Origin of the sequence: Thermus tenuipuniceus (assembly GCF_002964845.1) — a bacterium.
Taxonomy (GTDB): Bacteria; Deinococcota; Deinococci; order Deinococcales; family Thermaceae; genus Thermus; species Thermus tenuipuniceus.
Genome location: NZ_KZ672967.1, coordinates 1 through 11,609 on the forward strand (window position 1 = coordinate 1; position 11,609 = coordinate 11,609).

General features: G+C 65.7%; 18 protein-coding genes. 15 read left to right on the forward strand and 3 right to left on the reverse strand.

Annotated features, from left to right (window positions below; genetic code table 11):
• The 12 genes from C2847_RS03915 to C2847_RS03975 form a co-directional block, all read left to right on the forward strand.
• A partial coding sequence (locus C2847_RS03915; RefSeq protein ID WP_128415153.1) for a HEPN domain-containing protein occupies positions 1–250 on the forward strand: 250 nt, incomplete at its 5' end.
• Positions 220–570, forward strand: a complete 351-nt coding sequence (locus tag C2847_RS03920; RefSeq protein ID WP_105317169.1) for a nucleotidyltransferase domain-containing protein — start codon at positions 220–222, stop codon at positions 568–570. The genes C2847_RS03915 and C2847_RS03920, both read left to right, overlap by 31 nt.
• A gap of 140 nt (positions 571–710) precedes the next feature.
• Positions 711–1,016 carry a DUF2867 domain-containing protein gene (locus tag C2847_RS03925; protein ID WP_244187346.1) on the forward strand — a complete coding sequence of 102 codons (306 nt, stop codon included), beginning with the start codon at positions 711–713 and terminating at the stop codon, positions 1,014–1,016.
• Positions 1,017–1,132: 116 nt separating this feature from the next.
• Positions 1,133–1,261, forward strand: coding sequence for a bacteriorhodopsin-like (locus tag C2847_RS03935; RefSeq protein WP_244187347.1), 129 nt, complete (start codon positions 1,133–1,135; stop codon positions 1,259–1,261).
• Positions 1,262–1,353: 92 nt separating this feature from the next.
• Positions 1,354–1,977, forward strand: a complete 624-nt coding sequence (locus C2847_RS03940) for an SDR family NAD(P)-dependent oxidoreductase (RefSeq protein ID WP_105317170.1) — start codon at positions 1,354–1,356, stop codon at positions 1,975–1,977.
• 3 nt (positions 1,978–1,980) lie between these two features.
• Positions 1,981–2,505, forward strand: a complete 525-nt coding sequence (locus C2847_RS03945) for a flavin reductase family protein (RefSeq protein ID WP_105317171.1) — start codon at positions 1,981–1,983, stop codon at positions 2,503–2,505.
• A complete protein-coding gene (locus C2847_RS03950) occupies positions 2,502–3,011 on the forward strand; it encodes a YceI family protein (RefSeq protein ID WP_105317172.1) in 510 nt (169 codons plus the stop codon). Before C2847_RS03945 ends, C2847_RS03950 begins: the two co-directional genes overlap by 4 nt.
• Positions 3,008–3,916: a UV DNA damage repair endonuclease UvsE gene (gene uvsE, locus C2847_RS03955; protein WP_105317173.1), complete on the forward strand. Its 909-nt coding sequence runs from the start codon at positions 3,008–3,010 to the stop codon at positions 3,914–3,916. Before C2847_RS03950 ends, uvsE begins: the two co-directional genes overlap by 4 nt.
• 232 nt (positions 3,917–4,148) lie before the next feature.
• Positions 4,149–4,490: a hypothetical protein gene (locus tag C2847_RS03960; RefSeq protein WP_244187348.1), complete on the forward strand. Its 342-nt coding sequence runs from the start codon at positions 4,149–4,151 to the stop codon at positions 4,488–4,490.
• A gap of 10 nt (positions 4,491–4,500) precedes the next feature.
• A complete protein-coding gene (locus C2847_RS03965; protein WP_105317175.1) occupies positions 4,501–4,944 on the forward strand; it encodes a hypothetical protein in 444 nt (147 codons plus the stop codon).
• Between the two features lie 13 nt (positions 4,945–4,957).
• Entirely contained in the window at positions 4,958–5,512 is a 555-nt protein-coding gene (locus C2847_RS03970) for a DOMON domain-containing protein (protein WP_105317176.1), read from the forward strand.
• A gap of 137 nt (positions 5,513–5,649) precedes the next feature.
• On the forward strand, positions 5,650–6,864 hold the full coding sequence (locus C2847_RS03975) for a YeeE/YedE family protein (protein WP_105317219.1): 1,215 nt from the start codon (positions 5,650–5,652) through the stop codon (positions 6,862–6,864).
• On the opposite strand, the gene C2847_RS03980 is transcribed toward C2847_RS03975, so the two are convergent.
• Genes C2847_RS03980 through carH form a run of 3 tightly spaced genes read right to left on the reverse strand, consistent with a single transcriptional unit; the run spans position 6,854 to position 9,138 of the window.
• The gene (locus tag C2847_RS03980) at positions 6,854–7,717 is read right to left on the reverse strand and encodes a complex I NDUFA9 subunit family protein (RefSeq protein WP_105317177.1); all 864 of its coding nucleotides are present in this window, start codon (positions 7,715–7,717) and stop codon (positions 6,854–6,856) included. The genes C2847_RS03975 and C2847_RS03980 overlap by 11 nt on opposite strands.
• Positions 7,718–8,305, reverse strand: coding sequence for a transcriptional regulator LdrP (ldrP, locus tag C2847_RS03985; protein WP_105317178.1), 588 nt, complete (start codon positions 8,303–8,305; stop codon positions 7,718–7,720).
• Positions 8,302–9,138: an HTH-type transcriptional repressor CarH gene (carH, locus tag C2847_RS03990; RefSeq protein ID WP_105317179.1), complete on the reverse strand. Its 837-nt coding sequence runs from the start codon at positions 9,136–9,138 to the stop codon at positions 8,302–8,304. The genes ldrP and carH overlap by 4 nt, the downstream gene beginning before the upstream one ends.
• 106 nt (positions 9,139–9,244) lie before the next feature.
• Between carH and C2847_RS03995 the strand changes: the two genes are divergently transcribed.
• The 3 genes from C2847_RS03995 to C2847_RS04005 are packed head-to-tail and all read left to right on the forward strand — an operon-like array spanning position 9,245 to position 11,602.
• Entirely contained in the window at positions 9,245–10,093 is an 849-nt protein-coding gene (locus C2847_RS03995) for a phytoene/squalene synthase family protein (protein ID WP_105317180.1), read from the forward strand.
• 24 nt (positions 10,094–10,117) lie between these two features.
• Positions 10,118–11,377: a cryptochrome/photolyase family protein gene (locus tag C2847_RS04000; protein WP_105317181.1), complete on the forward strand. Its 1,260-nt coding sequence runs from the start codon at positions 10,118–10,120 to the stop codon at positions 11,375–11,377.
• 45 nt (positions 11,378–11,422) lie between these two features.
• A complete protein-coding gene (locus C2847_RS04005) occupies positions 11,423–11,602 on the forward strand; it encodes a hypothetical protein (protein WP_105317182.1) in 180 nt (59 codons plus the stop codon).
• Positions 11,603–11,609 lie beyond the last annotated feature (7 nt).

Below are 11,609 nucleotides of genomic sequence, written 5' to 3' on the forward strand. Positions count from 1 at the left end.
CCTCCACGTGGAACGCCTGCGCACCCTACCCCGCACCCACGACCTGCTGGCCCTGGCCGAGGCCCTGGGAGCCCCTGAAGGGGTGGTGGAAGGAGCCCGCCTCGTCACCCCGGACTACACGGTGAGCCGTTATCCGGACGCTGCCGGCACCCTGCCTGCCCGGCTTTACGGCAGGACCCAGGCGGAAGCCCGCCTGCGGGTGGCGGAGGAGGTGCTCACATGGGCGGAGAGGTCCATTGGGAAAAGCTGAGGGAAGCCCTGGCCCAGGCCCCTCTGCCCATCGCCCTGGCTCTGCTGTTTGGCTCCCGAGCCCGGGGAGAGGCCCTGCTGGAAAGCGACTGGGACCTTCTGGTGGTCTCCCCTGCCTTTCGGGGCATGGACTACCTGGAAAGACTCCTTCTCCTCCACCGTACTCTTCCCCTCCGCCACGTGGAGTATGTGGCCCTTACCCCGGAGGAATGGGCGGCCCGGCAAGGGGAGATCGGGGTGGTGGGGGAGGCGGCCCGGGAAGGGATCGTCCTGCTGCAAACCCCTTCCCCGGCCATCCTTCCCCAAGACCCAAACCCCTAGGCTAGAGGCATGCACGCCCTGGTCACCGGGGCCACGGGGTACGTGGGGGGCTCGTCCCCCGCCTCTTAGAGGCGGGGCACCGGGTGTGGGTCCTGGTGCGGGAGCTTACCCGCCTGGAAGGCCCCCCTTGAACGGGGCGGGTGGAGGTGGTCCAGGGGAGCCGCGAGAACCTTCTGGCCCTGCAGCGGGCCCTTGAGGGGGTGGAGGCGGGAAGGCTTCTGCGCCTCTGGCTGGAGATGCGCCTGCCCGGCAAGGCCTGGCTGGAGTGGCAGGCCCTCCCCAAGGGAGGAGGTTCCCGGCTGGTGCAGACCGCCTACTTTGACCCCAAGGGCCTCACCGGCCTCCTCTACTGGTGGCTCCTCTACCCCTTCTACCGGCGTATCTTCAGCGACCTGGCGCGGGCTATCGTGCGAGAGGCGGAGGCCGCCGCAGCCAAGCCTCCATGACCAAGGCGTGGGGCAGGGTAAGGGCAAAGACCGCCGCCATGTAGGGCGCCAGGGGGTTGCGGAAGAAGGGGTAAAGGGCCAAGGCCAGCTGGCTGCCCGGGGGGGCCACCCAGGAGGTGGCCATCCGGTTGGGGTACAGCTTGGCCGACCTAATCGCCAAGCCCATCTACGGCCTCCTGGTCTTCGCCATCGCCCGGGCCAAGAGCCTCGAGGAGGGCTTCGGAGCCGAAATTAAGGCCGCTTAGGCCTAGAGGGGCAGGCCTGCCCTTGGGCCCCTTGCGGGCCCACGTTTCTTTGGGCTACAAAGCCCCTCTTGGAAAGGGTGTAGTTTTCAGGCATGCGGGTTTTGGTGCTGGGCGCCACTGGGGGCCTGGGCACGGCCCTCTCTCGGCTCCTCCGGGGGGAGGAGCTGCTCCTTTCTGGGCGGCGGGCGGAGCCCCTCCAGGCCCTGGCAGCCGAGGTGGGAGGCAAGGCCCTCCCTGTGGACCTCGAGGACGAGCTGGAGACCAAGGCGCTCCTGGAGGAGGCGGGTCCCCTGGACCTCCTCCTCCACGCCGTGGGCCAGGTGGGCCGGGCAGGGGTGCGGGAAATAGGGCGGGACCTCTTGGAGAGGGCGCTCAGCTCCCACCTCCTCACCGCCGCCTTCGCCCTCAAGCACGCCCGCTTCCGCCCGGGGGCGAGGGCGGTCTTCTTTGGAGCTTATCCTGCCTACGTGCGGGTGCCGGGCTTCGCTGCTTACGCTGCGGCCAAGGGGGCCCTCGAGGCCTACCTGGAGGCCGCCCGCAAGGAACTGCGGCGGGAAGGGGTCCACCTGGTCCTGGTACGCCTCCCGGCGGTGGCCACGGGGCTTTGGGCTCCCCTGGGCGGCCCTCCTAAAGGGGCCCTAGCCCCCGAAGAGGCAGCAAGGCAGGTGTTGGAAGGTGTCTTCAGGGAACCTCCTCCAGAAATCCTGGAGCTTTAGGCCATGACAGAGGAAAGAAAATCCACGGGAAAAAGCGCCCCCTACCGGGCCTTCTTCTACCCCATGCACCTGGCCCTCTTGTGCGTGGGGAAGAACTTCATGCCCATGGCCTGGTGGACCCCCGTTTCCAAAGAGCCCTTCCGCTTCCTCTTCGCCATGGACCGGGAAAACCACACCCTTATCCTTCTGCGGGAGCTGGGGGAGGCCGCTCTCACCTTCCTTTCCTGGGAGGAACGGGACTGGGTGGTGCGCTCGGGTTACCTCTCGGGCCGTAGGGTGCGCAAGGCGGAAAGGCTCGGGGTGGACCTGCGCCCAGCCCGGAAGCTCCGGCACACCCAGGTGCCGGAAGGGGCTTTGGCGGTCTTTGAACTGGAGGTAATGGAGCTACCCCTGGAAGGGGACCGCGCCCTCTTCTTGGGGGACGTGGTCCACGCGGAGGGGTCCCCCCAGGCTAAAGAGCGGCCTATCCTCTTCCTGGGCTTCCGGGACTACGCCACCCTGGGGGAGCGCTGGAGGTTTCGGCCGTGAGGCGGCTTCTCCCCTTCCTCCTCCCCCTTTTGGCCCTGGCCCAAGCTCCTTACCGGGTAGAGGGAGAGGCCCGCTACCGGGGCTTCTACCCCCTAGGGAGCTGGGAGGGTCAGAACCTCACCGCCCGGGGAGAGATCCTGTGGGACGGCGAGCGGGCCTCGGGCCAGGTCTGCCTGGAACAGGCTGCCTGGGACTCAGGCATCCCTGAGTGGGACAAGAAAGCGCTGGAAATCCTTAAGGTCAAGGATCACCCTAAGGCCTGCTTCTATCCCCAGAGGACCCGTCATGAGGGAAACCGCTTCGTGGTGGAAGGGGAGCTGGAGCTGGCGGGAAAGCGGCGGCCTGTGCGGGTGGAGGGAGAGCTCTTGGGAGACCCGGCCAACGGGCTTTTCCGCGGGAGCTTCCGCACCCGTTTCCCCGAATGGGACCTGGAGCGCCCCCGCTTCCTCTTCCTGGAGGTACGGGACGAGGTGGAGGTCTACTTGGAGGCCAGGGTACGCCGATGATCCGCCTGGGCTACCCCTGCGAGAACCTGACCCTTAGGGCCAGCACCAACCACACCCTCCGCCTGGCCTCCCTTACGGAGGAGAGGGTCCAGGCCAAGGTAGCGGAGAACCTGAAGGACCTGGAGCGCATCCTCCGCTGGAACCGGGAGGCGGGCTTCGGCCTCTTCCGCATCGGCCAGCACCTGGTGCCCTTCGCCTCCCATCCCCACTTCCCCTACGACTGGGCCAAGGCCCACGGGGGGGAGCTCGGGCGGCTTGGGGCCCTGGCGCAAGCCCTAGGCCAGCGGCTCTCCCTCCACCCCGGGCAGTACGTGAACCCGGGAAGCCCAGACCCCCGGGTGGTGGAGCGCTCCCTAGCCGAGCTCCGCTACTCCGCGCGGGTGTTGACGCTCTTGGGGGTGGAAGACGGGGTACTGGTCCTGCACCTGGGCGGAACCTACGGGGATCGGGAAAAGGCCCTCCGGCGGTTCGTAGCCAACCTGCAAGGGGAGAGGGAGGTCCTGCGTTTCCTGGCCTTGGAAAACGACGAGCGCCTTTGGAGCGTAAAGGAGGTCCTAAGGGCCGCAGAAGCCTTAGGGGTGCCAGTGGTGGTGGACACCCTGCACCACGCCCTAAACCCTGGCCAGCTTTCCCTGGAAGAAGCCCTAGGCCTAGCCTTCCTCACCTGGGGGACTCGGCCCAAGGTGCACCTGGCGAGCCAGGATCCCAGGAAACGCCCCGGAGCCCACGCCTTCGCCGTGGCGGAGGAGGACTGGGAGGCCCTCCTCCAAGCCCTCCCCGGCCCGGCGGACGTGATGGTGGAGGTCAAGGGGAAGGAGCAGGGGCTTCCCGAGAAGGCAAGGGTTTACCTCAGCCCCCAGGCCACCCCCACCGCAGCCCACGCCACAGAAGGCCGCTCCTTCTGAGCTGCAGCCCCTCACGGTGAACCTCCACGAAAGCCGGGAAAGCCTTCGCCCCAAGGATGTCCCGCCGGGAGTCCCAGGAGACATCTTTCCCCTCTATACCTGTGTTAGCCTTATGGCAGGGGTAAGGAGGTGAGCAGTGATACCGGCCTTCCAAAGCGCGCGCAGCCAAACCCAGTGGGCCCTGGAGTTCATCCGCCTGGTCATGCTCCTTCTGTGCTTGGTGGGATGGGTGATGTATCCGGTGGAGCTCCTCCTCCTGGACCACTGGACAGAAAGCTGGCAGAGTAAGATTCCCTTCTTTGTAGCCATCCCAGGGTTTATTTTCACCCTGTGGGTGCTCTTCGACCGGAAAACACCCTGGGTGAGGTGGGCCTTCATCCTCACCATGTGGGCTTCGGTGTTCACCGGTATGCTCGGGGCCTACTTCCACTTGCTCTGGAACTTTGAGGGGGAGGTGGCCTGGGAGTTTGAGGCTGCCATGGAGGCCGTGGCGGGAAGCCGCCCCGTCTTGGCGGCCCTGGCCTTTACCCACATAGGGGTAACCGGGCTTCTGGCCATCTACCGGGCCAGGTAGGAGGTGAGGTATGATCGAAGCCCTCATCAAAGCCAAAACCGAGGAAGAAAGGCTTTTGGAGTTCTTGCGGTCCACCTTTCTCCTCATCGCCCTGGTGGGCTTTGCTTTCTACAGCATGGAGCACTGGGTGCTGGACCACTGGACGGAAAGTTGGCAGAGCAGGATCCCCTTTTATGTGTCCCTGGTGGGCTTTCCCCTCACCCTTCTCATGTTCTTCCACCGGGGCAAGTGGGTTCGCTACCCCTTTCTACTCTGGATGCTGGTAACCGTGGCCACAGGCATCCTAGGGGCTTACTATCACCTACTTTGGAATGCCCAGGATGCTGAAGTAAGCCTTTGGAGCCTTAAGGGGTTCCTGGAAGCTTTTGAGGGAAGCCGCCCGGTTCTTGCGGCTTTGGCCCACACCCATGTGGGGGCAGTGGCCTTCGTGGTGGGGATAACCGTACGCGACTAAAAGGGGGTAGGCGATGAGAAAAACTCTGGTCTGGCTTCTGGTCCTTGCCCTAGGCGCGGCGCTGGCGCAGGCACCCAAGGTGGACGGCAGGGTCGCAAGCGGCGAGTACGCCAAGAGCCTCAAGCACGAAAAAAGCGGCATCACCCTGCACTGGAGCATCGTGGGGGACACCCTGTATTTGGCCCTCGAGGGCAAGAGCAAGGGTTGGATCGGCATTGGCTTCCTGCCGGAGAAGACCGACAAGAAGAAGGGGGCGGACCTGTACCTCTTCTATATGGAAGGGGGCAAGCTGGTGGCCTTGGACACGTACCAGGTGAAGCGCACGGGAGCCCCGGTAGCCGACGAGAAGGAAGGAGGGAAAAACTCCATCCTGGCCGCTGCGGCCACCTACGAGAGCGATACCTGGGTGGTGGAGTTCAGCCGCAAGTTGAAAACCGGGGAAGCCACCGACGTGGAGATCACCCCGGGGAAAAAGCTAATCGTCCTCCTGGCCCATGCGTCCAAGATGGACCCCAAGGAGGAGCATAAGAAGACCGAGCGCTGGTACCTCGAGGACTTCGTCTTCTAATACCACCCCACCCCCCCCTNATGAGGAAGGGGTATAAGGACTCCACCCCTCGGGCCTGGAATCCCCTTCCAGGCCCAATGCTTTATCGCGGTATAGATACCCTTGACTTTTACAGGCTCATAGGTATCATAAAGGGCATGAACCGGCCGCAACCCACCCAACCCCTTTGTCTCGTTTATCTCGGTCTTTTTCTCCTGGCGACCCTGGGTCTTTCCTACGCCGTTTGGCTAGCTTCCGGTGTCAGGCTGGTCCTGGCCTTCTGGGTAGCCATCCTCCTAGGACTAGCCCTTTTTCACGCCAAGTTTGGCTTCGCCTCGGGGTTCCGGCGTTTCCTCCTCACGGGAGAAAGCCGCTTATTGAGGGTCCACTTTCTCCTCTTTGCCCTCACCAGCCTGCTTTTCTTCCCCTTCCTGGTCCAAGGGGAAGCCTTTGGCCAGGCGGTGCAGGGGTTTGTGGTACCCGTCGGGATCGCCCTCGCCGTGGGGGCTTTCCTTTTCGGTATCGGCATGCAGCTTGGGGACGGGTGCGCCTCCGGTACCCTCTACCACACGGGAAGCGGGGACAGCCGGGGGATTTTGGTCCTCTTGGGCTTCATGGTGGGCTCTTTGCTGGGGGTCTACCACCTTCCTTACTGGCAAGCCCTTCCCGCCTGGGACCCAGGTAGTGCCCTCACCTGGTTTTCCTCCCCCTACCCGGGCCTTCTCCTCTGGATAGGCCTTTTGGCCTTCCTCTACCTTCTGGTTTCCCGAGTGGAAAAAAGGCGCACGGGCCAGGTGGTACCTCTCTGGCAACGGGAAGCCACCCACCCCCTCCTCGGCCCTTGGAGCCTGGTGGGAGGTGCCGCAGTCTTAGCCTTAGGAAGCCTCCTTATCCTCCTATTACTGGGCCGCCCCTGGGGGGTAACAGCGGCCTTCGCCCTTTGGGGAGGCAAGCTGGCCCAACTTTTGGGGATCCCGGTGATGGATTGGGCCCTCTTCAACAACCCCGCCTTCGCTGAAAAGCTAGAGCAGAGCATCCTGAAAGACCCCACCAGCGTGACCAACTTCGGGGTCTTCCTGGGAGCCTTCCTGGGAGCCACCCTGGGCGGGGCCTTTAAGCTTCAGGACCTGCGCCGCATCCCCTGGACCACCCACCTGGGGGTCTTCCTGGGAGGGGTGCTCATGGGCTACGGAGCCCGGCTGGCAGGGGGTTGCAACATCGGAGCCTACCTAGGGGGCACTGCCTCCTTCAGCCTCCACGGTCCCCTTTGGGGGGTCTTCGCCCTCCTGGGCACAGCCCTGGGGGTGCGGTTTAGGCCCGCCTGCCGCCTGGAGAACGAAGGCAGGGCGGGAAAGGGCCTGCCTAGCACTTGAGGTAGGTGGGAAGGACCTCCTCCAGGGCCTTAGGCGCCGGGAGGAGGTCCTTTAGGGCTTCCGGAAAGGGAGCGGTGTTCCCCTCCTTCAGCATGAGGTACTGATCCTGGGTGATGGGGGCAAAGGGCAGGCGGGACAGGAGGGGTACGGCCAGGTCCATCAGCCGAAGGGGTATGGGGAGAAAGGGTTTCCTCCGGCCCACAACCCCCATGCAAAGCCCTAAAAGCTCCCGGAAGGTGTACTCCCTTGGCCCCACCAGGTCAAAGGTGCCCTCGAGGCCCCTCTCCAATGCCTGGGCGAAGACCTCGGCCACATCCCCCACGTAGACGGGGCGAAAGCGAAAGCTTCCATCCCCAATCAGGGGCACGAAAGGCCAGGGCCCGCAGACCAAGCCCCTCAGGACCTGGCCAAAGAACTCGTCCCCGGGGCCGAAGATGAGGCTAGGGCGGAAAATAGCGTAGCTCAGGCCGCTACCCCGCACCAGTTCCTCGGCCTCCGCCTTGGTTTCGTAGTAGCGGCTACCCGTGCCCCGTCTGGCCCCTAAGGCGGACATGTGAAGGATGCGGTTCACCCCGGCTTGCCTTAAACCTTGAAGGAGGTTTCCCACCCCTTCCACATGAACCTGGCGGAAGGTCTGGCCCCTTTCCCGGATGATCCCCGCCAGGTAGATGGCGGCCTCCACCCCCTCCAGGGCCGGCACCTCCCGGGTAATGTCCCCAGGGATATGGACCGCTCCCTGGGGAAGGTCCCTAGGGGTGCGGGAAAGGACCAAGGGGGTGTGGCCCCGTTGCACGAGCCGGGCCACCAGGTGCCGGCCCACGAACCCTGTTCCCCCCACCACCAAGACCCGCATCTAGGCCGCCTCGAGGATCCCCTGGGCCTCCTCCTCCAAGCCCTTCAGGTTCAGAAGGTAGACCTTGCGGTAGGCGGTGGCGATCAGGCCCTCGTACCGCAGGTCGGAAAGAATCTTGGACACCGACTCCCGGGTGGAGGCGGTGGCATCGGCAATTTCCTCGTGGGAAACGGTGACGAAAAGGCCCTGTTCATCCCTAAAGGAAGCAGGGGTGTCCGCCAGAAACAGAAGGTACCGGGCAATCCGGGCCCTGAGCTCCCCCGACTGGAGGTGGGCCTCATAGGCCTGCACCCGCCGCATCTGCCGGGCCAGGTTACGGGCCACCTGGTGCAGGGCCTCATGGTTCATCCCTTTGGGATCCAATCCCTCCACCACCGCCTCGGTCATGGCCTCGGCGGCATAGCGATAGCGCCGGCCCTCTAGGGCCTCCTCGCCGAAATAATCCCCGGGCAAGACGTGGCGCAAGGTGAGGGTGCGCCCATCAGGAAGGAGCTCCACAATGCGCACCAGGCCCGACTGCAATCGGTACAGGGTGTCCACCCGGTCACCGGCCAAGAAGACCGCCTCCTTGCGATTTAGCCTCTTCATGCCTCCTCCTCCAATGCCTGGGGCAAAGCCTCTAGGTCCGACGCGTAGGTCGCCCCTAGGCGCCGGGCCGTCTCCGGGTCCGCCCCTTGCCCCCCCAGGAACACCCTGGGGGCAAGGCCTTTTAGGGAACCCTCGGGAAGGGCCTTAAGGGTATCCGGGAGGAGGGCGGAAAGCACCACGGTCCGCGCCCCCAGTTCCCGGGCAAGGGCCTCGAGGTCGGAAAGGGGCGTGTCGGGCCCCAGGTACAAGGCGGGAAACCCCCGGCGGCGCAGGTAGTAGGCGGCGAGCATAGCCCCGAGCTCATGCCGTTCCCCCGGGGGGGTGGTGACCAGGATGGGCGCCCCCCGGGGGTAGCCGGCCAGGTCCAGGAGTTCCTGCAGGCGGGAGCGGAGAAACTGGGTGGCCAGGTGCTCTTGGGCCACACTGACCTCCCCCCGGTGCCAGCCCTCCCCCACCTCCCGCAAAACCGGCACCAAGACCCCGCGCAAAGCCCCTTCGGGCCCCAAAAGTTTCACGGATCGGCGGAATAAGGCTTCTGCACGGGAAAGGTCTGCCGCCAAAAGGGCGGCAAGGAGCTCCTGGGGAAGCTCCCCCGGCCGTGCCTCCTGGGACAGGAGACGGCGGATGGCTGCCTGGGGGGTAGCCCCCTCGTCCAACCAACGGCGGATGACCTTGAGGGCCTCCACGTCTTCCGCCCGGTACAGGCGATGGCCACCCGGGGTTCTCTCCGGCTTGGGGAAGCCGTAACGCCTCTCCCACTGCCTGAGCACCTCGGCGGAAAAACCGGTCAGGGCCTCCACCTCGGAGATGGTGTACACCCCGGAGCGGGTCATACCTCTAGGCTAGCCGGTCGGCCAACTTTTGTCAAGCTTATGTACAGGTTTAAAATGTGTGCGGGACAAAACTCCTTCACGGGCCAAGGGCTAGCCTGGTGTAAAGATGGATCCCGACTGGAAATCCCTATCGGGCCTTATCCGCCGGCACTCCACCACCTTTTACCTGGGAAGCCTCCTCTTCCCCCCCACGGAGCGCAAGGGCGCCTGGGCGGTGTACGCCGCCTGCCGCCTGGGCGACGAGGCGGTGGACGGGCCCCAAGGAGGCCAGGAGGCCCTGGAAGCCTGGTGGCGGGGGGTGGAACGGGCCTACCGGGGGCTTCCCAAGGAGGAATGGGAAAAAGGCCTGGCCTGGGCCCTGGAGCGCTGGCCCATTCCCCAGGAGGCTTTCTGGGACATGCGCCAGGGCTTTGAGCGGGACCTGGGCCCCGTGCGCCTGCAAACGGAGGCCGAGCTCCTCACCTACTGCTACCAGGTGGCGGGTACCGTGGGGCGGATGATCGCCCCCATCGCGGGAGGGAGCAAGGAGGTGGAGGAGAAGGCCATCCTCCTTGGCCAGGCCATGCAGCTCACCAACATCCTGCGGGACGTGGGGGAGGATCTGGGAAGGGACCGGGTCTACCTGCCCGGGGAACTCCTGGAGCGCTACGGTGTCCACCTGGCCCACCTGCACGCGGGGAGGATCACCCCGGAGTACCGGGCCCTCATGGCCCACCTGGAGGGCCGGGCCCGAAGGCTTTACCACGAGGGATTGCAGGGCCTCACAGGCCTGCGGGTGGGCCGGGCGGCCATCGCCCTCGCCGCCTTGCAGTACCAAGGCATTCTGGACAAGCTCAGGCTCATGGGCTACGACAACCTCAACCAACGGGCTCACCTCAAGGGTTGGGAGCGCCTGCGCCTCCTTCCGCGGGCCTTTCGCCTCTCCCAAAAGGGGCTTCCGGCTACGGAAGCCTGAGCCCTCTGCCCGTAGACTCGTTCCGTGTACCTGGTTTGGCACAAGGGGAATTTGCGGCTTGCCGACCACCCGGCCCTCCTCGAGGCCCTAGCCCAGGGCCCGGCGGTCGGCCTCGTGGTGCTGGACCCCAACAACCTTGCCCAAGCGAGCCCAAGGAGGCGGGCCTGGTTCCTGGCCAACGTGCGGGCCCTGAGGCGGGCCTACCGGGAGCGGGGCGGGGCCCTTTGGGTGCTCCAGGGCCCCCCCTGGGAAAAGGTGCCCGAGGCGGCCCAGGCCCTTAGGGCCAAGGGGGTCTACGCCCTTAGGAGCTACACCCCCTATGGGCGCTACCGGGACGAACGGGTGCGGGAATCCCTGCTTGTCCCCCTCCATCTCCTCCCCGCCCCCCACCTCGTCCCCCCCGACCTCCCCAAGGCCTACCGGGTCTACACCCCCTTTAGCCGCCACTTCCTGGGGGTGGATCCACCCCTACCCGCCCCAGACGCCCTGCCCCAAGCCCCGGAGGAAGGGGAGGTGCCGGGGGAGACTCCTGACATCCCCCTGCCCGAGCCGGGGGAGGAGGCGGCCTGGAGGCGTCTTGAACGCTTCTTGGAGGAAGGGCTTTCCCGCTACCACCGGGAGCGGGACCGGCTGGACGGGGCGGGGGGCTCACGGCTTTCCCCCTACTTCACCCTGGGGGTCCTCTCCCCCCGCCAGGCCGCCTGGGAGGCCCTCAAGCGGGGCGGGGAGGGGGCCAGGAAGTGGGTGGCGGAGCTCCTCTGGCGGGACTTTTCCTACCACCTCCTTTACCACTTCCCTAGGATGCGGGAACACCCCCTGGATCCGCGCTTCGCCTCGCTGCCCTGGCAGGAGGATGAGGAACTCCTTTCCGCCTGGTACTGGGGCAAGACGGGGGTGCCCCTGGTGGACGCCGCCATGCGGGAGCTCCACGCCACCGGCTTCCTCTCCAACCGGGCCCGAATGGCAGTGGCCCAGTTTGCGGTGAAGTACCTCCTCCTCCCTTGGCAGAAGGCGGAGGCCCTCTTCAAGAACCTCCTCCTGGACGGGGATACCCCGCAGAACCTCCAGGGCTGGCAGTGGGCGGGAGGCCTTGGGGTGGACGCCGCCCCCTACTTCCGGGTGTTCAACCTGGTGGAGCAGGGGCGGCGGCACGACCCCGAAGGGGACTGGCTCCGCCGCTGGGCGCCGGAGTACCCCTCCTATGAACCCCAGGATCCCGTGGTGGACCTCCTCGAGGCCCGCAGGCGCTACCTGGAGCTGGTCCAGCGGCTAACCCGAGGGTAGGCGGGGCTACACCTCTTGGGAATCTGGATAGAGTAGACTCAGCCCATGTTCCAGGTGCGCGATTCCCAAAAGGCCCTTCGGGCCATCGCCTTTGTGCGCCACGGCCTGGTGGCCCTCTTCCTCCTTCTGGCCCTTTTCCGGGAAGAAAAGATCCTCTTCCTGGGCCTAGCCCTCCTGGCCTTCCTCATGGCCCGCACGGGCTACTGCCCCCTCATCCGCCGCTAAGATGGCC

What these genes read in the sequence shown, in the direction of transcription:
- C2847_RS03995 (WP_105317180.1), top strand. Translation starts at nt 9,245, where the DNA reads ATGGATCCCGACTGGAAATCCCTATCGGGCCTTATCCGCCGGCACTCC.
- ldrP (WP_105317178.1), bottom strand. Translation starts at nt 8,305, where the DNA reads ATGAAGAGGCTAAATCGCAAGGAGGCGGTCTTCTTGGCCGGTGACCGG.
- C2847_RS03960 (WP_244187348.1), top strand. Translation starts at nt 4,149, where the DNA reads ATGTATCCGGTGGAGCTCCTCCTCCTGGACCACTGGACAGAAAGCTGG.
- C2847_RS03970 (WP_105317176.1), top strand. Translation starts at nt 4,958, where the DNA reads ATGAGAAAAACTCTGGTCTGGCTTCTGGTCCTTGCCCTAGGCGCGGCG.
- C2847_RS03920 (WP_105317169.1), top strand. Translation starts at nt 220, where the DNA reads ATGGGCGGAGAGGTCCATTGGGAAAAGCTGAGGGAAGCCCTGGCCCAG.
- C2847_RS03940 (WP_105317170.1), top strand. Translation starts at nt 1,354, where the DNA reads ATGCGGGTTTTGGTGCTGGGCGCCACTGGGGGCCTGGGCACGGCCCTC.
- C2847_RS04005 (WP_105317182.1), top strand. Translation starts at nt 11,423, where the DNA reads ATGTTCCAGGTGCGCGATTCCCAAAAGGCCCTTCGGGCCATCGCCTTT.
- C2847_RS03945 (WP_105317171.1), top strand. Translation starts at nt 1,981, where the DNA reads ATGACAGAGGAAAGAAAATCCACGGGAAAAAGCGCCCCCTACCGGGCC.
- carH (WP_105317179.1), bottom strand. Translation starts at nt 9,138, where the DNA reads ATGACCCGCTCCGGGGTGTACACCATCTCCGAGGTGGAGGCCCTGACC.
- uvsE (WP_105317173.1), top strand. Translation starts at nt 3,008, where the DNA reads ATGATCCGCCTGGGCTACCCCTGCGAGAACCTGACCCTTAGGGCCAGC.
- C2847_RS03980 (WP_105317177.1), bottom strand. Translation starts at nt 7,717, where the DNA reads ATGCGGGTCTTGGTGGTGGGGGGAACAGGGTTCGTGGGCCGGCACCTG.
- C2847_RS03965 (WP_105317175.1), top strand. Translation starts at nt 4,501, where the DNA reads ATGATCGAAGCCCTCATCAAAGCCAAAACCGAGGAAGAAAGGCTTTTG.
- C2847_RS03975 (WP_105317219.1), top strand. Translation starts at nt 5,650, where the DNA reads ATGAACCGGCCGCAACCCACCCAACCCCTTTGTCTCGTTTATCTCGGT.